Below are 20,790 nucleotides of genomic sequence, written 5' to 3' on the forward strand. Positions count from 1 at the left end.
TTATCACAATAGCTTTAGTAGCTATTACAAGTTTCACAAGTCAATTATTTGCTCAAGAAGTTTCTGCTGTAGCCCCTGCTAAAGCAAGTTATGACTTGAAAAAAAATGTAAAAGCTAGAGTAAGTCAAACTGATGGCAAAACTATGGCAGCAGATGATTGGGATGCAAATAATGCCAAAGCAGCTCAAGGTAAACACTTTCCGAAAGCTACTTTAATAGTATGTCGAGTAACACCAACGGATGATGGGTGTGTTGTTACATTAGAAAGCAGTATTACCTCACCACGAGATGCTGCAAGTGGATTAGCAACTGGAAAAAGAATGCACAAACCAATGAGTGTTCATGTAAGTTCAAGTGACAATACAGTTTCAGAAGTTAAAAGCCCTAGAGATATGGCAACAGGACAATCGACAGGAAAAAGACAGCACAAACCAATCAGAATACCTAAAGAATATAATGCTACAACTCCAAAATTATTTACAAAAGCAGTACAAGGTAAATCAAGTTCAGACTCACCTCCTTCTGAAATTGCTATTGATGAACCAGGAGTTCATAAAGGTGGCGGTACAGGGAAAGTAAGTTATAGTGACTTGAGTGTTACGAGTGCTGGAAAGGCTACTTTTAAAGAGTTTACTGTTACCAAAAGATGCGGAGGTAAAACCACCGAAATTAGATGTCCAAATGGTGATTGTGAAATACCTTTAGACGATTGTCCAAACGGAGCCGCTGATTTAGTTTGTTCTTGGAGTTGGGGTATGTCTAATTCAGGCACTATGTCTCCCGGTTCTGGAGCTGGATCAGGTCGTTCTTCAGTAGGGTTTTCTTTAGAAATAGAAGATGGGGCTTGTACAGCAATGGCAATAAACGAAAAAGGTTTACCAGGGGATAAAAAACCAAATACAAGTACGACCAATAACCCAAAATAATTAATAATAAACAGGAAGCTCACTACTTCCTGTTTTAATTTAATAACTATAAAAACCTAAAACCATGAAAAATATAAAAATTTTAGCTATTGCTCTAATTGTAGTTGCTAGTTATTCGAACCAATTAATTGCTCAAGAAACTATCACAAAACAAAGAACAAAAAGCAATAATACTAACGAAAGAAGTTCTGGCAATGTTACACCTATTGACGATTGGCAAGAACCTAAAGCCGCTGCATCTCTTAAAACCAGAACAAAAAGTAATCAGACTAATGAAAGAACCGCAGGATATGATCTAAAAAAAGCTACTAAATTACGTGTAACTCCCACAGAAAGTGGCTGTGCGATTTCATTTGAGTATGATGTTAAATCGCCAAAAGATGCGGCAAGTGGATTAGCAACTGGTAGAAGGTTGCACAAGCCAATGACTGTTTTTTATGAAGTTAGCTCTAGTGACAATAGTGTAGCTGAAGTAAAAAGACCAAGAAATCCGGTAAGCGGGCAAACAATTACACAAAAAGGTAGAGAAGGTAAAATAGCGGTAATAGCGGTATCACACGGCATGGCTGTTTCATCTGACCCTCCAATATCAGTTGGTTCAAGCTCCGATTCTCCTCCTTCTGAAATTGCAATTGATGAACCAGGGGTTCAAAAAGCAGCTAATTCAGGTATGGGATCAGGAAAAGCAAGTTTTAGTGACTTAAGTGTTATGAGTGCCGGGAAAGCTACTTTCAAAGAGTTTACCGTAACCAAAAGATGTGATGGAAAAACCACTACAATTTCATGTCCTGATGGCGAATGTGATATTCCCTTAGACGATTGCCCAAATGGATCATGTGATTTAGTTTGTTCATGGAGTTGGGGAGCCACAAATACAGGATCTATGTCTTCCGGTTCTGGAGCTGGATCAGGTCGATGTGCTGCAGGATTCTCACTAGAAATTGAAGACGGTACTTGTACTGCTATCACTAAAAAAGGTGACCTAATAAGCAGTTATGATTTAGCAACTGGAAAAAAATAATCATAAAAAGAAGCTCAAAAAACTTCCTTTTTTATTTTAAAAATCTATAAAATTTAAAAATCATGAAAAATATAAAATTTATTGCAATTGCTTTGATAGTGATTGCTAGTTATACGAACCAATCATTTGCTCAAGAAACTATTACAAAACAAAAAACAAAAAGTAATAATACTAACGAACGTACAACTGCTACAAATCAATTAGATTGCAAAGTGAGTATAAGACCAACAGATGCTGGTTACTCTATTGTTTTTGATAATGCAATTGTTAGCCCTAGAGATGCGGCAAGTGGTTTGCCAACAGGCAGAAGAATGCATGAACCAGTTTCTTTCGTTATTAGTTTAAATGACAATACTATTGTTGAAGTAAATAACACAAGTAATATGGTATCTGGTCAGGCATCAGTTACTACAAAATCTACAACTACAACTCCTGAAGTTGCAAATGCTCCAGGAAATCCAATAAAAGGGATTAGTGTTAAAGGAGGAAGAAATCCAGGAGGCAATCAGTTTAATAAAATTGTAGTAACCGATGGAGATTTTTCTTTGCCACCAGATCTCGAAGATGGAGAGTATGAAATGGCTATTTCTATTCCTTTTCGAAAAATCGAAGTAGATTGGGGAGAAAATGATAAAAAATCAAAATCGTATGCAACAGGACGTTTTATAATAGAAATAGACGGTGGTGCTTGTCGATCTATTAAAGAAAAAGGTGTTTCTGTAAAAAGTAGTTATGATTTAGCAACTGGAAAAAAATAATCATGAAAAGGAAGCCTAAAAAACTTCCTTTTTTATTTTAGGTTATTAAAAATTATCCTAATTTTCACACCATGAAAAAAATTACATTAAAAACCAATAATTCAAATTTGTTATTACGTATGAAATTAACAACAAAAACATTTTCTTTTCTTTTTTTTATGTTTTTAACAGCAAATGTAATGGCTCAAAAAGATGCCATTATTAAAAAAGATAGTACCGAGATTAGATGTAAAATTTTAAAAGAAAATCAAACAAAATATACTTATGCTACTGTGAATTCTAAAAACAAGGTTGTTAAAGCCAGTATTTTGAAATCAATTGTTCAAAGAACTCAATATGATAAATACGAATCAAATTTAGTCGAACATAAACTTTTTGAAGTAAAACCAGTAGTTACTGAAGAAAGTCAAGAGCCACAAAAAGCCTATACTTTTACATTTTCTATTGGTTTAAATGTTGGCAATGTTCTAGAATATAATGCGCCATCAGGTCCAGATAAAAAAAGCTTTTCGGGTACTAGTGCTATCGATTTAGGTTTTGATTATTACAAAGAAACTAGCCGTTTTGCGATGACCAATGAATTACACTGGAATTTAGCTGTTCAAAAATCTGGTTTAACAGGTGCTGACCGAATTCAAAGAGCTAATGATGAATTAGCCACTTTACATGATTTTTCATTTACTTTATCAAAAAGCAGTAAATGGAATGCCAATTTAATTGTTAAATCAAACACATCTATTTTTACGATTTATGACGGTGACACTTTTAAAGATTATAATCAAAATGGTAAAACACAAGGTTTTGCTAATCCATACGAAATAGTGCTTTCGCCGGGTATCAAATACCAGCCTAATGACTATTTTAGATTATCACTTTCCCCATATTCGGTCAGTCTTTATGGATTAACAGATCAAGATATTGCTAACACAGGATATTATACACAGACGTATGATGATAATGATAATTATGATCTTATTGTATTCAAAAAATTGGGCGCTGAATTAAATATTTGGTATGATAGAAAATACAAAAAATGGCTAGAAATGCAATATAGATTGAGTGTTTCTTCGGATTACTTTTCTGAAATTACAAGAAATGGTCTAATGGATGGTCTTTTTATTACCAAATTTAAAATCATTAAAAATGTATCGTTAGCGCATCGAGCAACTTTAAAAGGTGATTTTTTTCAAGAACCTTTCAAACCCAATTATAAACAAACAATTTTACTAAGTTTTTCTAAAAGTTTTTAAAAAAAAAATACAAGCTTGTCTCATAATACAACAACTCTTAATGATATAATAAATTCAGCTAGTTGAATAATAATGAAATGTTTTACTTTCGATGTTTCCAACGTTTATGTGTCCATAAATAAAATTCTGGAGCTTCAAGTATTTGTTGTTCTACAAGTTGAATAAATTTATCTGAAATTTCATAATTAGGAACTTGACTAGCATTTTCAGATATAATTTCAAAACGACCTTCATAGTACCCTCTCGAAATTCTTTTGTTTCTTAAAAAAATAACATTCATGTCATACTTTTTTGCCAACATTTCTGCTCCGGTATGAACAGGTACAACATGTCCCATAAAACTTTGCCAATGATGAGTTGAGTGCAGTCTAGGAGTTTGATCACTAGCAAAACCGTAGGTGCACATTTTGTTTAGTTTTTTGTTTTCGATAATTGTTGGGATAGTTTCTTTAGTTGTTATAAGTTTTGCTTTGAATTTTAATCTAATATCTCGAACTAATTTATCAAAATAGGGATTGTAAATTTGTTTGTATATTCCGAAACCTTCAAAAGTAACATGGTAATTTAAGGAAACTGCCCATTCATAACTTGCATAATGAGCCATCATTATAGCAATACTTTTTTGTTTTTTCTCCATGCTTTCATAAACTTCCAAATTCGTAAAAACAAAGCGTTTTTTGATTTCTTTTTCAGATATACTCATCGTTTTAATCATTTCTAAAAATATATCACATAGGTGACGAAATGATTTTTTTTCTATTTTTAATCGTTCTTGAGCGGATAAATTGGGTAGTGCCAAAGCTAAGTTTTCACGAACGATTTTTTTTCGATATCCTATTACATAATATACGATTAGATAAATAAAATCTGAAAACAAATATAATACTGGAAATGGTAAAATAGAGATACACCACAAAAAGGGATATATTAATAGAAAAATGATTAATTGCATAAAAAATATTTTGACAAATATAACTCAAAAATATTTTTTATTAATATGTTTATAATTTAGTAGCATTATTGAAAGATATAATATGACTATCCGTTTATTGTAAAAAAAAATAGGCATACAGATGAAATGGATTTAATGAATTTCATATTTTATAATCCGCTAAAATCCGCATCATCTGTGTGTCATTTTTAATATTTAGTCCGCATAGTGGACAGTCATATATTATAATTAACTTTACTCCATAAATTTTTAATACAATTATTCTATATGAGTACTATTTTGATTGTAATTATTTTGGCCACTATTTTGATGAGCTATAAAGGGTTCAACGACAACGATTTTTTTAGAAAATTTGAATTTCATATTGGCAGTATTCGAGCAGGAGATCAAATTAGAATGATTTCATCAGGATTTTTACATGCTGATATCGGGCATTTGTTTTTCAATATGTTTACACTTTATATGTTTGCGCCGGTAGTTTCAAATTATTTTGGTAATGCTTCGTTTTTTTTAATTTATATAGGAAGTCTTGTTTTTGGTAGCTTATTGACTTTAGCAATGCATAAAAATGACTATGGATATAGAGCAATTGGGGCTTCAGGCGCAGTTACAGGTATTATTTATTCGGCTATTCTAATTCAACCTGATATGATGTTAGGTCTATTTTATGTAATTCCAATTCCTGCTTATCTATTTGGTATTGGATATTTGCTTTATTCCATATACGGAATGAAAGCTAAGAATGATAATATTGGACATACAGCTCATTTTGGTGGTGCTATTGGAGGCTATTTGATTACTTTAATTAAAGAACCTAGTATGTTGGAATATAATTTAACAATGGTAATTCTTTTGGCAATTCCCATAGTGATACTTTTTATATTATTTAAAGCAGGTAAATTATAATTGGCACAAAAATTGGTTAGTAATTTGAACTAACAAAAAATAATTTAACATGAAAAAATCAATTCTAATTTTAACTTTTTTAATGACAACTTTAGCGGTAGTAAATGCCCAAGAATCCAAACAAATTCCAATGATCAATGTTTCTGGTGATGGGAAAGTAAAAGTAACTCCCGATCAAGCTGCAATTACGGTTTCAATAGAAACCAAAGGAAGTAAAGCTGCTGAGGTGAAAACTGAAAATGATAAAAAAATGGATGCTATTATTAAATTCATTAAAAAATCAAATATTGCAAAAGAAGACTTTCAAACCCAACGTGTTTCTCTAAATCCAAATTACGATTATGATAAAAAGAAACATAGTTATATTGCTACTCAATCGCTTCAAATTTTGTTGAAAGATTTGTCTAAATATGACGTATTAATGGAAGGCTTGGTAGATGAAGGCATCAACAGAATTGATAATATAGAATTCAAATCCTCTAAATTAATTCAAATTCAATCCGAAGCTAGAAAGTTAGCGACAAAAGATGCAAAAGCAAAAGCCGAAGATTTTGTTTCGGTTTTGGGTCAAAAAGTGGGAAAAGCAATTTTAATCTCCGATAATTCACAAGTTTATATTCCTCAGCCAAGGATGTATGCAATGAAAACTATGGCAATGGATATGGAAGCGGCACCAAGAGAAACATTGGCGGTTGGTGAAATAGAAATTACCGCAAATGTAACTGTTAGTTTTATTTTGGAATAAAAAATAGTTTTTTTATTTTTGGGAGAGCAGTCTCGATACTTTGGGAGAACCTACGAAGTTCACACAGCAGATTTACAGTCTGGCCTCGTTGGTCACTTGAGTATCCTCCCCGGTCACTTGATTTTCTGGCGAAATTTGCTAAAACGTTGCCAATATAGCAACTGTTTTTATGTTTCCAAATGAATAATAAACATAATACCAATTCGAAATATAGATTAGTCTCATTGTCAGTTCGAGCGCAGTCGAGAACCAATAGTACATCTCGACTGCGCTCGATGTGACAAAAAAATAATTAGGCTTTTCTATATTTCTAATTGGTATAATTTAAGTAATTATTACAACCTTTTGGTAGTTAGTAGTATAAAAAAATCTCCACTAAGGAGATTTTTTATTAGGGTATATTTGAAATGAATTTATTTTGCTAAAAGCTCGATTATTTTGGCTCTTAGTTCTTTACCTCTTAAATCTTTTGCAACTACTTTTCCAGAAGCATCTAGAATAAAAGTAGCAGGAATAGATTCAACATTATATTGTTTTGCAATGGGTTCATCCCAAAACTTTAAATGCGAAACTTGAGTCCATGACAATTTATCTTTTGCTATGGCTTCTTTCCATTTGGTTGCATCTTTATCTAACGAAACTCCAATAATATTAAGCCCTTTCGAATGTAATTCTTTATAAATAGCAACTAAATTCGGATTTTCTGCTCTGCAAGGACCACACCAAGATGCCCAAAAATCAACGATAGTTACTTTTCCTAAAGATTCTTTTAAGGTTACTAATTTACCATCAGGGTTTGGAGCCGAAAAATCTGCTCTTCATTTAGAAACAGCTGGAGCAGCTGGGGCAGGAGCTGCTCCAACAGAAGGTGTTTTAATTTGTTTTAGCTTATCTTTAATAGCTTTACCAGGTTTTGTGTTTTTCAAAGATTCCTCTAAACCGTTATAAATAGTTTCTGTTTTTTTAGCATCAACTGTTGGGTCATTAAGCATTCCTTGTAGAATTAAAACAGTAATAAATGATTTAGGATGTGTCTCAACATAAGATAAATATTTCTTTTTTGAATCTGTCCCAACAGATTCTTGAACTTTTCTAAATTCAGTCATTAATTTATTGATTACAACAGTGTCATTTGTCTGTTGAGCTTTATTCATTAATGCCATATTTTTAGATTGAAAATCCATTAATTTCTTTTGAATTTTAACGAGTTCTTCATTGAATTTAACATATTCATCATTATTATAAGTACCTGAAACCTTAGATTTCGCAATAGAATCTTTGTTGATTTCGATTTTAATCTCACCTTCATCATCCATTATAAATGCTACTTTAGCGAACGGCTCTTTTCCTTTTTCAGCTTCTAATTGCAAAAGATGAAAAGATAGTTCAGTGAATTTTCCTTTTATTTCAAATTTCTCATTTTCAACTTTTACGGTGTCAAAAGCTACTAAACTGCCTCCGTCTGGAGATTGGGTTTCTAAAACTATTGTTTTTCCGTTTGCAATTCCTTTAGCAGTTCCTGTAATTAAGAATTCCCCTTTTTTTACCTTACTGCAAGAAATCAAAACTACAGTAGCCGAAAGTAACATTATTATTTTTTTCATCATTTAATTTTTAGTTGATTTTAGTTTGCAAAAGTATTTAATTTTATAAAATATTTATAACATACTCACTTAAATTTTTGTTATAATTGTTATAGTTTTAAATATAAACAGAAAAGCATCTCAAAAATAGAGATGCTTTCGTTGAAAATATAATAAATACACTTAGTCTTGATTGATAGTTTTTCTCCAAGTAAAAGCATTTAATATATGTCTTTTGGCAAACCTTCCTGGTGAATCTGCATTGACCATTTTTACATAAGTAGCTTTTGGCACACTAATATATTCATAAACACTGCCGTTTGAGAAATTGATAATTAAACGACCCTCGACAAATTTATAATCTGTAATGGTAGAAGTGGTAATAGTTTCGGTATACTCCGGTAAGTTTAGTTTAATTGTCTCAGGATTGATACTGACCAAAAAGTGGTAAGCCTCGATGATCTGTTTGCTATTTTCTTCTGCTGCTTTAAGTCCAGCATCATCTCCTTGAAATTTGTCTGGATGGGCTTCTTTCATCGCATTGCGATAAATAGTTTTTAAATCTTTTAACTCTACAGTCTTGTCAACATTTAATAACTTACGGTATTCAACTATTTTTTTCATAAATATGGTAACTACTTGTCTTTTAGAATAAAATTAGAGTTGTGTAATTTTAAAATTGACAATTTTTTGCAAAGGTACACTTTTTTTTAATTTTTTAGTTTAGGTGTATAAAAAAAAGGGCATTAAAAGCGTTTTCAAATAGAGTGATTAATTATTGTTGTGGTTTGTTATTTGCTTTATCAAAGTTTTTTGATTTTTTTGGATATTTATTATAGCTAATGTCACTTGGGTTTTCAATTACTGATTTTATTGTAATCCAATCACCAAGTTGGTGGTTTGACATAGCCATTTTATAGTCTAATAAATATTCACCGCAAAAGAAATTGTTGTTTTTATCTTTTTCTACAATTCCGGTGTAAACTCCTTTTTGGAGCATTTTTTCTTGTGAAGACTTGGTCATAATCAGTTTAAATTTGATGAAATAATAAAAGACAAAGTTAATCAATTATTATTTGCTTTCCATTCTGATTATATTTGTAAAATGAAAGCAATTTTTCGTCCAAGTCCAAATTCTTTTAAAAACACTTTTTGTGTTTTCAGAGAACTAGCTATTATTTTGATTCAAAATTTACCAATACAATTTGAAAGTAAATCAGGAAGTACATATTATTACACAGAATCAGGAATGTATCGTTTATCGAATCATTGGGGTAGATTGGCTAATAGTAAATGGAGATTGGAGCCTATGGAGCCAGAAACTTTGAGTAAAATAAAATTAGGTTTTGCAACTTGGGATTCTTTTTATCCCGATAATGATGATGAAAAATTATATTATTTAGAAGTTGATTACGTCAAGAATGTTGTAAATTACCAACATAAAAACAGTTCTAAATATGACAATAAAGCGATATTAAGAACGACTTTTGAAACCTCAAAAAGAATTAAACAAATTCGAAATATTTTAAATCTAAACTCTTGGGCCAAGTATATCGATCATGAAGATATTGACGATTTGCGGCGAATAATTATTAATGAACTGATTTATACCAATAAATTATTGGATGAAATAAAAAGAGCACTATAAATGGGAAGAAATAACGAAAGAAATATTAAGAAGCACAACGATAAGTTGCACAAAGAACAGGACAAGGTAAAAGCTGCCAAAGTATTGCGAAAAGAAAAATTAAAGTTAATTGTCAAGAAGTTTAACGAGGATAAATCTACTGAAAATAATTAAAAATGGATAATATTCAATTAGAAGGAATAAAAAAAGGAGTTCAAGAAATTATTGACTTGATTGCCATAAATGATAATAGATCAGCAAATAATAAGTTAAATTTAATTAGTGAAAAATTAGATGATTTGATAGATCATGTTGATGTGGACGAAGAGATTCGGGAGATTAGTAAATATCAAGTATTGCTTAATCAATTGTTTAAAAAAATTAATCCAGAAGAATAATAGAAAAAAATAGCACCTGCTTTTAATTTAGAAATTTCATAACTCGTTTTAACTTAAAATTAATAAATGTTTTGCTTAGCTCTTGTTTTTAATGATGTAATTTTATCTTTATGAATAATAGTATCAAAAAAGGATTTTATTTTAAAGTTTACGAAGCTCCTTTTCAGTCTCCGTTTGATAAACTTTTTGGCATATTCAAAGAATTAATTACCCATACTTCGGGTGATTTTGACGAAGCAATTGATTGGTTACGGCAATTGGACAAAGAATATAAGCTTACTGATGATAAGTATACTATTGATGATTTTATTGAAGATTTAAAGAAAAAAGGATATATCCGAGAAGAACTAAAGGATGACGGAACTTCAGGAATTGGAATTACTGCAAAAACAGAGCGCGCTATTCGCCAACAAGCCCTTGATACAATTTTCGGAAATTTAAAACGAAGTGGACTCGGCAATCACAAAACAAAACATGACGGAAATGGTGATGAACATACCGGCGATTTTCGTGAATTTCATTTTGGGGATGGATTAGAGAAAATTTCTTTAACCGAAAGCCTTCGAAACGCACAAATCAATAACGGAGTTTCGGATTTTATGTTAACTGAAAATGATTTGGTTGTAGAAGAAGCTCAATATAAGTCCCAAATGAGTACTGTTCTGATGATTGATATAAGTCATAGTATGATTCTCTACGGCGAAGATAGAATCACTCCGGCAAAAAAAGTTGCAATGGCTCTTGCTGAACTAATAACGACACGATATCCAAAAGACACTTTAGATATTTTGGTATTCGGAAATGATGCTTGGACAATTTCAATTCGGGATTTACCTTATTTAAAAGTGGGCCCTTTTCATACAAATACAGTGGCTGGTTTGCAACTAGCTATGGATTTGCTTCGGAGAAAACGCAATACCAATAAGCAAATATTTATGATTACCGACGGTAAGCCAAGCTGTATTAGAGAAAAAGATGGTTCTTATTATATGAATAGTAATGGTTTAGACGAATATATAGTAGATAAATGCTACAATGAAGCACAACAAGCTAGAAAGTTGCATATTCCCATTACCACTTTTATGATTGCAAAAGATCCTTATTTACAAAAATTTGTAAATCATTTTACTGAAGCAAATCAAGGAAAGGCTTTCTATACAGGTATAAAAGGACTTGGTGAAATGATTTTTGAAGATTATGAAACCAATAGAAAAAAACGAATTAAATAGTTTAGAATAGCAATTACAATAATTAATATCAATAAAAAAATAAATGAACAGCATAAAAACACTAGGAGAATTAATTAAGTCTGGATATAAAACTAAAAGTATTAAGGATGAACTTCGCACTAATTTAAGAGAAAAATTAAAATCTAGAACCGTTACATTCGAAGGTGTTCATGGATTTGAAAACACTGTAATTCCTGAATTGGAAAGGGCTATTTTATCTCGTCACAATATTAATTTGCTAGGACTTCGCGGGCAAGCTAAAACAAGATTAGCTCGAAAAATGGTTGAATTATTAGATGAATATATTCCATTTATTACGGGTTCAGAAATTAATGACGATCCTTTTAATCCGATATCTCGTTTTGCAAAAGATTTAATACTCGAAAAAGGTAACGAGACTCCCATTTCTTGGTTACATAGGAGTGATAGATTTTATGAAAAACTAGCAACACCAGATGTTACCGTTGCAGATTTGATTGGAGATATAGACCCAATAAAAGCAGCAAATTTGAAACTATCTTATGCGGATGATCGAGTAATTCATTTTGGGATGATTCCTAGAGCCAATCGCTGTATTTTTGTTATCAACGAGTTGCCTGATTTACAAGCTAGAATTCAAGTTGCCTTGTTTAATATATTACAAGAAGGCGATATACAAATTAGAGGATTTAAACTAAGAATGCCTTTAGATATGCAATTTGTATTTACGGCTAACCCTGAAGATTATACTAATAGGGGGAGTATCGTAACACCACTTAAAGATAGAATTGGTTCTCAGATTTTAACACATTATCCAGAAACTATAAAAATTGCAAGAACAATTACTGAACAAGAAGCAAAACTAGATACAAATCAAAGTGATTTGGTTTATGTACCCTCTATAGCCCGAGATTTGTTAGAGCAAATTAGTTTTGAAGCTCGAGAAAGTGAGTACATAGACAACAAAAGCGGAGTCAGTGCAAGATTAAGTATTACAGCTTTTGAAAATTTATTAAGCACAGCTGAGCGTCGCGCCTTGAAATCGGGCATTAATTATACTAGTATTCGTTTGTCTGACTTTATTGGAATTGTACCCGCTATTACAGGAAAAGTTGAACTAGTATATGAAGGAGAACAAGAAGGAGCTGGAGTAGTGGCGCAACATTTGATTGATGATGCAATTCATACTTTTTTCCCAGCTTATTTCCCTAAAATTGAAAAACTGACCAAGGATGATGAAAAAACCCCCTATTCGGATATTTTAGAATGGTTTTTTGCCGAAAGTGGATTTGAATTGTTAGATGACTGTTCAGACGAAGTTTATAAATCTACATTAGACAAAATTAAACCCTTAGAAATTTTAATAAAAAAATATCAACCCCATCTCGAAAATGAAGATTTCTATTTTATGAAAGAATTTATTCTTTGGGGATTAGTTGCTTATGATAAATTGAGTAAAGATCGAATGTCAGAAGGATATCAGTATAAAGATTTGTATGGAAATTATATTAGTAAATTGTAAATTGAATAATCATAGGTAGTATTCAATTTATTTAGCATACCTTGCCATGTAGGTTGTCTTTTCAGTCTTCAAAAACACCAATGGAAAATTCTTTTGAGGATTTGATTTCAACTTATATTGAAAATAGAGTAGGTATATCTGAGCATTTTTTGAGCAATGAATTAGCAATGAATCTGAAGCAAAACTTACTCAATTTAAATGATAAAAACTTATTAAAAAATGCTGGAATTGGTAATTCTGAAAAAATATCCTACGATGGTGCTATTAGAAGTGATTCTATTTATTGGTTAGATAAAAAAAATAATAATATTTTTGAAAACCAATTTTTCCTTCAAATTGAAGCTTTTATCCTGTATCTAAATCAAAGTTGTTATGCTGGAATAACAGGTTATGAGTTTCATTATTCACTATATGAAAAAGGTGATTTTTATTTAAAACATTTAGATCAATTCAAAAATAACCCCAGTAGAAAATACTCAATGATTAGTTATTTGAACACTAATTGGCAGGAAAGTGACGGGGGTGAATTGCTAATTCATCAATTAAATAATAATCAAAAAATATGTCCAACCCAAGGCAAGACCATTTTTTTTAAAAGTGATGAGTTAGTTCATGAAGTTTTAGTTACTCAAAACACAAGAATGAGTATCACAGGTTGGTTAAAAAGCGATTAATTTTTTTTATTCAATTGAATAATTGCATTCAAATCAGCTAATTTTGTCCTCCATTTATTTAGATTGACAGCATACACATCTCGATATTTTTCAATGATGTCTCGGTGTTTTTTTTGAAAATCATCATTCATTTCATAATTCCAGTTATTGTCTCTAAAAATGGTTTCAAAATTAAATACATTTCCAACCAACATTTTGTAATCAGCAACTAATTCTTGATGAATATTTGATATAAGTAACGGTTTTATTTCTACATCATAAAACTCTAGAGCTGTTTCGTTTACGGATAATCCTTTTTCTATCCAATGTTCTTTAAGTGAATCTTCTTCATGTTTAAAAAAATCAGTAATTAGTTTATCAGAAAACCAATCGGGTAACTTAACATTTGGTGGTTTTGCATCTGCGTTTTCCTCAGAATAAGGTAGTAATTGTGAATTAGGAATCATGGATGAATTAAATAAATACCATTCAGAATCCATAATTAAGTAAATCAATTTTCTAGTTCTAAGTTTAGCTATCCAAGTACGATAACGAACAGGTCCTTTAGGAAAAAGTCCAGGATCAATAACCATTTTACGTACTTTGTTACCAATTCTTACTTGTAATACGGGAGCTACATGGTATCCCCAATCGATTTTTCCATTAGGTGAAATTTCCTTTTTATCTATAAAGGATATTAATCTAGCGCTTGAAGTTGAATATACAATTGGAGCAAACGCCCATATTTTAGCACATTTATAGCCTTTAGATTCTAAAATTAAACTTATGTAATGTGAAATATTATGACAATTGGCTTGTTGGTATCCAAAAGGAATTTCTGATTCTATAATTTTAAAGAACAAGGCGTTTGCCGTATTCTCATTAATTACAGAAGCTTTTCTTGGAGTTAAGAGTGGGTGTTTCTTTTTGATGGGACTGTTTTAATAAATTATTCTACTGGAATAACATCTACTTCTACTTTTACTTTATGATTTCCTGAGCTGAAAATAATTCCTTTTAAAGGCGATACATCAGCAAAATCTCTCCCATAAGCAGTAATAATATGTCGCTGTTGTGGAATCATATTATTGGTTGGATCAAATTCACACCACCCCATTTCAGGAATGTACACAGAAATCCATGCATGTGAGGCGTCAGACCCTTCAAGCTTTAGTTTTCCTTTAGGTGGTAAGGTTTCGATATATCCACTAACATAACGAGCAGGAACACCCATACTCCTTAAACAAGCAATAGCTAAATGAGAAAAATCTTGACAAACACCTTTTTTTTCTTTCAAAACAGTTTCTAATGGCGTGTTAATATTGGTTGATCCAGATTTGAATTTAAATTCAGTATATATCTTTTTCACCAATTCTAATACACCTTCAAAAAGAGATTTCTCAGGAATTAGACATGTTTTTGCAAAACCGATTATTTCCTTATTCCAATGAATAAATTCACTAGGTAATTGATACTGTAAAATATTAATTTTAAGGCTATTGTCTGTTTTGTATTGAATCAAAGCTTCTTCTAAACTAATTGGGTTTATGGGCTGAACACCACTATTCAAAACTTCTATTTCACTAGAGACTAATACTTTTAATGACTTGTGAGATTCATGTATAGAAAAATAATATTGAACATTTCCGAAATAATCTGTTCGACTAAATATTTTTGAGGGTTGAGGTTCAATTAAAATTTTAAAATTCTCACATCTTTGTTTAGAAGAATTTAATGGCTGTAAACATAAAATACTTTGATAATTATGAACAGCATTTGTATAAGTATAAATAGTTTGATGTTTTAATTTATATTTCATCAGTATTTATTTTTTCAAGAGATTCTAAAACGGAATGTTGCATTACAGAATGGTTAAAATATAGGCTTGCTAAGTTGTTTGAAACATTCGATATGAGTTCAAAAACAGTTGAAAGAGTTTTGTCTAATTCTGGTCTAAATTGTGTTTTTTCATCTATTTGAATTAAACTTTCAGCATCAATTAATTGAATAAATGTACTTGCCTCAAGTGCTGATTTTTCGGCAATACTTAATCTTTGTGGTTCATTTGTCTTTGGCAATTTAGAAAGTAAATAGGATAATCTATCTAACAAATAAGAAAGTGTATAAGGAAGATTCTTTTCTAAAAAAATCATGTTGATTACCGATTTTAAACTCAAATGTGATTTATATATGTTTCGATATTGTGCTAACAAATGATGATTTTCTAATATTGCTTCCATTAAAACAGCTTCTTCTTCATCTTCTTTTTTGAAATTTAATGTAGATCGAAAGACTGATATCAATGATAAGATACGCTCTACATTCTTCCCTATTTCAAGTAGATAAAAGCCATTATCTCGTGGTAATGTTTCAAAAATATTACCGTAAAAAGAAAAAAGACGGATGTGTAATTTATCTAATGTATGAGTAACTTGATTTAAATTAGTAGTGTTTGTTACTTTTAGCTCATAAAAACTATCTTCAACTAAATTGATGATGCGTCTGGTATCATGATTCCATTTTTCACTTACTTGATTGATAGTGTTTAGCAGTGATTGAACATTATAAGATACAGAACCAATTTTATTATGATCATTGATTAAGTTAAGTAATTCGGATATGGGATTTTCGAAAATAATTTCAGTATCAAAATTATCGTTATCTCCTTCTATTTGTCCAACAAAACCAGGATAAGTTTGGGTAAGATGTGTAAGGGATTTGAGTAAAACAATAAAAAAATCAGGTTGTCTATCACCTTGTTTGGTTACATTCTCGTTAAGCCTATTTAAAATTATTTTAAGAAAACTTCTTAAAGACATCGTTCTCTCGCTCAATCGTCCAACCCAAAATAAATTCTCAGCGTTTCGACTGGTTAATGAATTATTAAGTTGATTATTGCTATTTTTCCTTTCGATTGCTTTTTCTTGATATTCTAAAGGTGAATCAGAAATTATCCAAGTATCTTTTGAAATCCCGCCTAATTGGTTAGAAATTTCAAACTTATCTTTCACAGCCGAACTTCTGGTTAAACCACCTTGCATTAATTTATAGTCATTACCATCAGCAACCATAAAACACCGCATAGCAGCATATCTAGGCTCAATTACACCATTAATGAAAGAGGGAGTTGTTGATAAGCTTACTTCCTCTTGGGCAACATAATCTTTTGGATTCTTTAATACCATTTTTTTTAAATCCTCTAATTGGTCGGGATTTAATAAACGAGCATATATTGATTTAAAACCTTGTTTTCTATTTGTTTTTTTAATTATTAATCTTGGTAAATTTTCTAAAACAAAATTTAGTTCTTTTTCTTGTCCGCACCACCAAGTTGCAACCGAACTCATTAATAAGGGTTCATTTAGTAAAAACTTACAAGCATTTTGCATAAATGCCATAAGTCCGTAATTTTCTAAAACACTTGTTCCTATTGGGTTCATTATAGCAACATTACCTAAACGAAGTACTTGTAATAAACCTGGAATTCCAAGTAAGGAATCTCTTCTAAGTTCTAATGGATCACACCATTCATCATCTAATCTTTTAATAATGACATCAACACGCTCTAATCTATCAATTGATTTAAGCCATACAAAACCATCACGAACTAACAAATCATTTCCTTGTACTAATGTATATCCTAAATGAGAAGAAAGATAAACGTGTTCAAAGTAGGTTTCATTTCCTGCACCAGGAGTTAAAAAAACCACATTTGGATTTTCGTTGGTATTGCTACCGAGGGAATCAACAGTTTCCTGTAATTTACTGAAATAAGGAGAAAGTCTTGCCCTATAAGTCTTTTTGTTGAGTTCAGGCAAAACCTTACTCATTACTATTCTGTTTTCTAAAGCATATCCTGATCCAGAAGGAGATTGTGCTCTATTGTCTAACAACCACATTTTTCCATCAGGACCACGAGCTAAATCTACCGCATAATTTAATAATTGCTTATTGTGTTTCTGTTTAATATCAAAACAAGGCAATAAAAAACCTGAATTATCAAAAACTAATTCGACTGGGATTATAGCATTTTTAATTAGCAATTGAGGACCATAGATGTCTTTTAAAATCAAATCTAAAAGATGAGCCCTTTGCTTTAAGCCTTTTTCTATAGATTTCCATTCCGATTCGTGAATTAAAAACGGTATTGGATCTAGTTTCCAAGCCCGATTAGATTCTTTGTTTGAGCCATAAACGTTATAAGTTACTCCGTTTTCTTTTAATTTTTTTATTATTTCTTGATTTCTCAATTCTAATTCCTCAATTCCAATAGATTCTAACGTGTTAAAAAGTGCTTGCCAATAGGGTTTTACTTGCCCATTTTGGTCAATAACTTCATCATAAGAATTAATAGTTTTTTTATAAGTGTTGAGTAGTCCTAATGAAATATCTTGAATCATTTTTTTGTTTTGAATCATTGCTGATTTATAGTATTGCAAAATACTAGTTTTAATTTGAACGACAATTAATTTTTTTAGATTTGATATTATTTTTTTGTAACCCAATAATGTCTTAAATCTAATGTATTTGGATATTCCGGATTTACTAATTCAATTGGTGTATCTGGTTTAGATTTGATTTATTTTGCCCAACAAATCTTGAAGCTGTTGGTGAATTGATTACAGGTGCAGTTTGTTTGGATGTGCTAGATGGCGTCCTGATAAAAAAAAACAAATTACTTAATTTTCTCTAGATCAAGTTTCAAACGGTCCGATTCATTTTTTAATAGTATAATTTCATTGATTAGTGATTCAATTTCGGTTTCAAGTAAATCAATTTGAATTTTTTTTTCGTCAGCTGTTCTTAACATTTTAAAGCTAGAAGTATCCTTTAGCTTATTCTTTAAAGCTTCAATATTAATTTCTTTCTCTTGAATTGATAGTTTAATTTCAGAACTTCGATTATTTACACTATCTTTTTTTTCTATTAATGCTCTTTCAGCTTCTTTTTTTTGCTGTTCTTCTAAAAGAATTTTTTGCTCCGCAATTTCCTTTTGCTGTAAAACAATTTGTTGATTTTCAATGTCTGTTTTATGGTTTTTGATTTCTAATTCTTTTCTTCTTGAGTCTTCCAAGTTATTGAAAACAATTGTTCCAAGGCAGAGTATTATGATTCCAGAAATTGAATAAAATATATTTTTAGATAAACCCAAAATTTCTTGGGCTTGATGATTTTTTTTTATTTTTTCATTAGATATTTTGTTTGAAGTAGCTTTAAATGGTGGTGGAATAACCATAAATAGACTAGTTAATTCGGGAATTTCTTCGGCTGATTTCCAATGTTCCATACCATCAAACCAAACGGGAGTTGTTTTGTTTATTTTTTTTGTTTTAAGTTCCTCAATAGCAAATGGACCGGTACTTTCAGAGCCGTTATGTAGGAAATATTTTTTCATAATGATAATAAAAGAAATTATTAATTTTAAAAAACCTCATCGATTTTATGAGTCATTTCAAAAACAATGTAAATATAGTAACAACTTATTTATAAAAAAAAACACGACTATAAAAGCCGTGTTAATTCTTATTCTAAAAATAATTATGATTTTCTATTTCCATCTCTTGATGAAGAATTCCTTGATTCATTTGAATTTGCCCTACTACTTGATTCATTTCTGTTTTGTGAATATCCTCTCGATGCTTCCTCTGTTTTTGGAATTGCAACTCTAGGAGAATCATTTCTGTTTTGAGAGTATTCTTTTGTTGGTTCTATTCTTTGCGTACTTGCAACTCTAGGAGAATCATTTCTGTTTTGAGAATATTCTCTTGTAGGTTCTATTCTTTGCGTAGTTGCAACTCTACGAGAATCATTTCTTGAAGTGTTGGTCAAATTATTTCTTTTTTGATCTAATTCAAAACGATTGTTAACATCGCTATTTCTTCTTTCAAAAGAGTTGTTAGGGTGTTGTCTTTCATAAGCATTACAACGTCTTGAATTATAAATATTTATAGCTAAATTACTTCTTCTATAACTTACATATTTGTAGTCATTATAGGTATTCAAACAATTATTAATGTTATTTCTATATCTAAATACTGGAAATGGATTCCATGAATAATAGTATGAGGGGTAATAATTCCAAGACCAACTAGAAAAATAAGGACGATAATTTGATAACCAAAACGACGCATAAATTCGTGGTGTATTATAATATACTGGTTCGAAAATATAGTTGTTTCCATACATATAGTTGTTTCCTACTACTTGAATATTCACATTATTATATCGATCTTTCTCTACTTCAATAGTTGCAATATCTTGATATAAATCTCGATCGATTACAGATTGAATAATAACAACATGCGTTCTTTTTTGAACTGATTCAATAACTCGTAGATAGTCAACCTCATTATCATAGTTTAAATCTAAATTTGATATTTGAAGTCTCGGATCGTTTAAACGTCTTTCAAAATCTTGTAGATTTCTAGAATCTCCAAAAGTTGAAGCTACCGCTCTAAGATCTAAATTATCACTAATTTCAGAATTCATTGTATTAATTATTGTTCTGTTTTGAGCTAGTATTGAAAAACAAAAAAAAGAAGACAAAAGGACAAGTAAAAGAGATTGTATTTTCATAATAATTTTATTTTTAATTATTTGAATTAGATTTTATCAATTACTGTGCCAAAATAAAATATTTTATTATAAAATATTGATAATGAATATTTTAAAAATTAATTATTAATGAATTTTAAAGTTTTAAATATGTATTTAAATTGTATAAAAATTTAAAGCCAACTAATGAAATACATTAGTTGGCTTTAATTGAATAAAATAATTACCAATTTACTTCATGTTTTTTTCACGATATTGCTGTAATAACTTTTTATTGAAATTATCTTCAGATTTTTTGTATTTAAGGATCTTTTTAGAAGGAAGAACTCCTTTAAGTCTATTTATAAATTTTTTACGATTTTGATAAATTTCTTCTTCAATAAGTTCGGATTTTGCTAATAGCGAACTAGCTTCTTTTTCAGTAATATTTTCAAAGGCTTCATAATCCTTTTTATCAATAAAAGATTTATTTTTTTTTCGTCTTATTTCGTTTTGTTTGTCATCATATGCATTGTATAAAGGCCAAAAAACCGCAGCTTCTTCTGGACTTAATGATAATTCATTTGTAATAAAAGCTACTTTCAAAGCCTTAATTTGTTCTCTTTTTTCATTAAATTGATGTTGTGCATTTAAATAAAATGTAAAAAAGAAAACTAATAATATGTATAATTTTTTATTTTTCATAA

Annotated in this window: 22 protein-coding genes and 1 pseudogene; 12 read left to right on the forward strand and 11 right to left on the reverse strand. The window is 30.3% G+C overall.

Going from position 1 to position 20,790, the window contains the following annotated elements; genetic code table 11:
* From ACKVOD_RS09080 to ACKVOD_RS09095, 4 genes are all read left to right on the forward strand, one after another.
* Window positions 1-926 (forward strand): type VI secretion system tube protein Hcp (locus ACKVOD_RS09080; protein ID WP_409209151.1); only part of this gene is annotated, 926 nt, incomplete at its 5' end.
* Between the two features lie 64 nt (window positions 927-990).
* Window positions 991-1,947: a hypothetical protein gene (locus ACKVOD_RS09085; protein ID WP_409209152.1), complete on the forward strand. Its 957-nt coding sequence runs from the start codon at window positions 991-993 to the stop codon at window positions 1,945-1,947.
* A gap of 62 nt (window positions 1,948-2,009) precedes the next feature.
* The gene (locus ACKVOD_RS09090; protein WP_409209153.1) at window positions 2,010-2,705 is read left to right on the forward strand and encodes a hypothetical protein; all 696 of its coding nucleotides are present in this window, start codon (window positions 2,010-2,012) and stop codon (window positions 2,703-2,705) included.
* 71 nt (window positions 2,706-2,776) lie between these two features.
* Window positions 2,777-3,955 (forward strand): hypothetical protein, encoded by a 1,179-nt coding sequence (locus ACKVOD_RS09095; RefSeq protein WP_409209154.1) that lies wholly within the window; start codon window positions 2,777-2,779, stop codon window positions 3,953-3,955.
* 82 nt (window positions 3,956-4,037) lie between these two features.
* On the opposite strand, the gene ACKVOD_RS09100 is transcribed toward ACKVOD_RS09095, so the two are convergent.
* Window positions 4,038-4,907, reverse strand: coding sequence for a lysophospholipid acyltransferase family protein (locus ACKVOD_RS09100; RefSeq protein ID WP_409209155.1), 870 nt, complete (start codon window positions 4,905-4,907; stop codon window positions 4,038-4,040).
* Window positions 4,908-5,174: 267 nt separating this feature from the next.
* Between ACKVOD_RS09100 and ACKVOD_RS09105 the strand changes: the two genes are divergently transcribed.
* Both ACKVOD_RS09105 and ACKVOD_RS09110 read left to right on the forward strand, forming a co-directional pair.
* Complete coding sequence (locus ACKVOD_RS09105; protein WP_409209156.1) at window positions 5,175-5,813, forward strand: rhomboid family intramembrane serine protease; 639 nt, start codon at window positions 5,175-5,177, stop codon at window positions 5,811-5,813.
* 49 nt (window positions 5,814-5,862) lie between these two features.
* Entirely contained in the window at window positions 5,863-6,558 is a 696-nt protein-coding gene (locus ACKVOD_RS09110; RefSeq protein ID WP_409209157.1) for an SIMPL domain-containing protein, read from the forward strand.
* A 413-nt stretch (window positions 6,559-6,971) separates the two neighbouring features.
* On the opposite strand, the pseudogene ACKVOD_RS09115 reads toward ACKVOD_RS09110, so the two are convergent.
* The 4 genes and pseudogenes from ACKVOD_RS09115 to ACKVOD_RS09130 form a co-directional block, all read right to left on the reverse strand.
* Window positions 6,972-7,358, reverse strand: a pseudogene (locus ACKVOD_RS09115) (peroxiredoxin family protein); the annotation flags it as partial.
* Between the two features lie 18 nt (window positions 7,359-7,376).
* A complete protein-coding gene (locus tag ACKVOD_RS09120; protein ID WP_409209158.1) occupies window positions 7,377-8,162 on the reverse strand; it encodes a DUF4369 domain-containing protein in 786 nt (261 codons plus the stop codon).
* 162 nt (window positions 8,163-8,324) lie between these two features.
* A complete protein-coding gene (locus tag ACKVOD_RS09125) occupies window positions 8,325-8,765 on the reverse strand; it encodes a KTSC domain-containing protein (protein WP_409209159.1) in 441 nt (146 codons plus the stop codon).
* 151 nt (window positions 8,766-8,916) lie between these two features.
* Window positions 8,917-9,165 carry a hypothetical protein gene (locus ACKVOD_RS09130; protein WP_409209160.1) on the reverse strand — a complete coding sequence of 83 codons (249 nt, stop codon included), beginning with the start codon at window positions 9,163-9,165 and terminating at the stop codon, window positions 8,917-8,919.
* Between the two features lie 81 nt (window positions 9,166-9,246).
* Between ACKVOD_RS09130 and ACKVOD_RS09135 the strand changes: the two genes are divergently transcribed.
* The 6 genes from ACKVOD_RS09135 (at window position 9,247) to ACKVOD_RS09160 (ending at window position 13,570) form a co-directional block, all read left to right on the forward strand.
* Window positions 9,247-9,789: a hypothetical protein gene (locus ACKVOD_RS09135; RefSeq protein ID WP_409209161.1), complete on the forward strand. Its 543-nt coding sequence runs from the start codon at window positions 9,247-9,249 to the stop codon at window positions 9,787-9,789.
* Window positions 9,790-9,942, forward strand: coding sequence for a hypothetical protein (locus ACKVOD_RS09140; RefSeq protein WP_409209162.1), 153 nt, complete (start codon window positions 9,790-9,792; stop codon window positions 9,940-9,942). It begins immediately after the preceding gene.
* A 2-nt stretch (window positions 9,943-9,944) separates the two neighbouring features.
* Window positions 9,945-10,166, forward strand: a complete 222-nt coding sequence (locus ACKVOD_RS09145) for a hypothetical protein (protein ID WP_409209163.1) — start codon at window positions 9,945-9,947, stop codon at window positions 10,164-10,166.
* Window positions 10,167-10,276: 110 nt separating this feature from the next.
* Window positions 10,277-11,395, forward strand: a complete 1,119-nt coding sequence (locus ACKVOD_RS09150) for a vWA domain-containing protein (protein WP_409209164.1) — start codon at window positions 10,277-10,279, stop codon at window positions 11,393-11,395.
* Window positions 11,396-11,438: 43 nt separating this feature from the next.
* A complete protein-coding gene (locus ACKVOD_RS09155) occupies window positions 11,439-12,896 on the forward strand; it encodes a magnesium chelatase (protein WP_409209165.1) in 1,458 nt (485 codons plus the stop codon).
* A gap of 80 nt (window positions 12,897-12,976) precedes the next feature.
* Window positions 12,977-13,570: a 2OG-Fe(II) oxygenase gene (locus tag ACKVOD_RS09160; protein ID WP_409209166.1), complete on the forward strand. Its 594-nt coding sequence runs from the start codon at window positions 12,977-12,979 to the stop codon at window positions 13,568-13,570.
* Here the strand turns inward: ACKVOD_RS09160 and ACKVOD_RS09165 are convergent.
* The 6 genes from ACKVOD_RS09165 to ACKVOD_RS09190 form a co-directional block, all read right to left on the reverse strand.
* Window positions 13,567-14,412, reverse strand: a complete 846-nt coding sequence (locus ACKVOD_RS09165; protein WP_409209167.1) for a protein-glutamine glutaminase family protein — start codon at window positions 14,410-14,412, stop codon at window positions 13,567-13,569. The genes ACKVOD_RS09160 and ACKVOD_RS09165 overlap by 4 nt on opposite strands.
* A gap of 86 nt (window positions 14,413-14,498) precedes the next feature.
* Window positions 14,499-15,368 carry a transglutaminase domain-containing protein gene (locus tag ACKVOD_RS09170; protein WP_409209168.1) on the reverse strand — a complete coding sequence of 290 codons (870 nt, stop codon included), beginning with the start codon at window positions 15,366-15,368 and terminating at the stop codon, window positions 14,499-14,501.
* Window positions 15,358-17,988 carry a circularly permuted type 2 ATP-grasp protein gene (locus ACKVOD_RS09175; RefSeq protein ID WP_409209169.1) on the reverse strand — a complete coding sequence of 877 codons (2,631 nt, stop codon included), beginning with the start codon at window positions 17,986-17,988 and terminating at the stop codon, window positions 15,358-15,360. Before ACKVOD_RS09175 ends, ACKVOD_RS09170 begins: the two co-directional genes overlap by 11 nt.
* A gap of 236 nt (window positions 17,989-18,224) precedes the next feature.
* Window positions 18,225-18,944, reverse strand: coding sequence for a GYF domain-containing protein (locus ACKVOD_RS09180; protein WP_409209170.1), 720 nt, complete (start codon window positions 18,942-18,944; stop codon window positions 18,225-18,227).
* 143 nt (window positions 18,945-19,087) lie between these two features.
* Complete coding sequence (locus ACKVOD_RS09185; protein ID WP_409209171.1) at window positions 19,088-20,125, reverse strand: hypothetical protein; 1,038 nt, start codon at window positions 20,123-20,125, stop codon at window positions 19,088-19,090.
* Window positions 20,126-20,335: 210 nt separating this feature from the next.
* On the reverse strand, window positions 20,336-20,788 hold the full coding sequence (locus ACKVOD_RS09190) for a sensor of ECF-type sigma factor (RefSeq protein WP_409209172.1): 453 nt from the start codon (window positions 20,786-20,788) through the stop codon (window positions 20,336-20,338).
* Between the last annotated feature and the right edge of the window lie 2 nt (window positions 20,789-20,790).

The sequence above is a fragment of the Flavobacterium sp. genome, assembly GCF_046155325.1.
Classification (GTDB): domain Bacteria; phylum Bacteroidota; class Bacteroidia; order Flavobacteriales; family Flavobacteriaceae; genus Flavobacterium.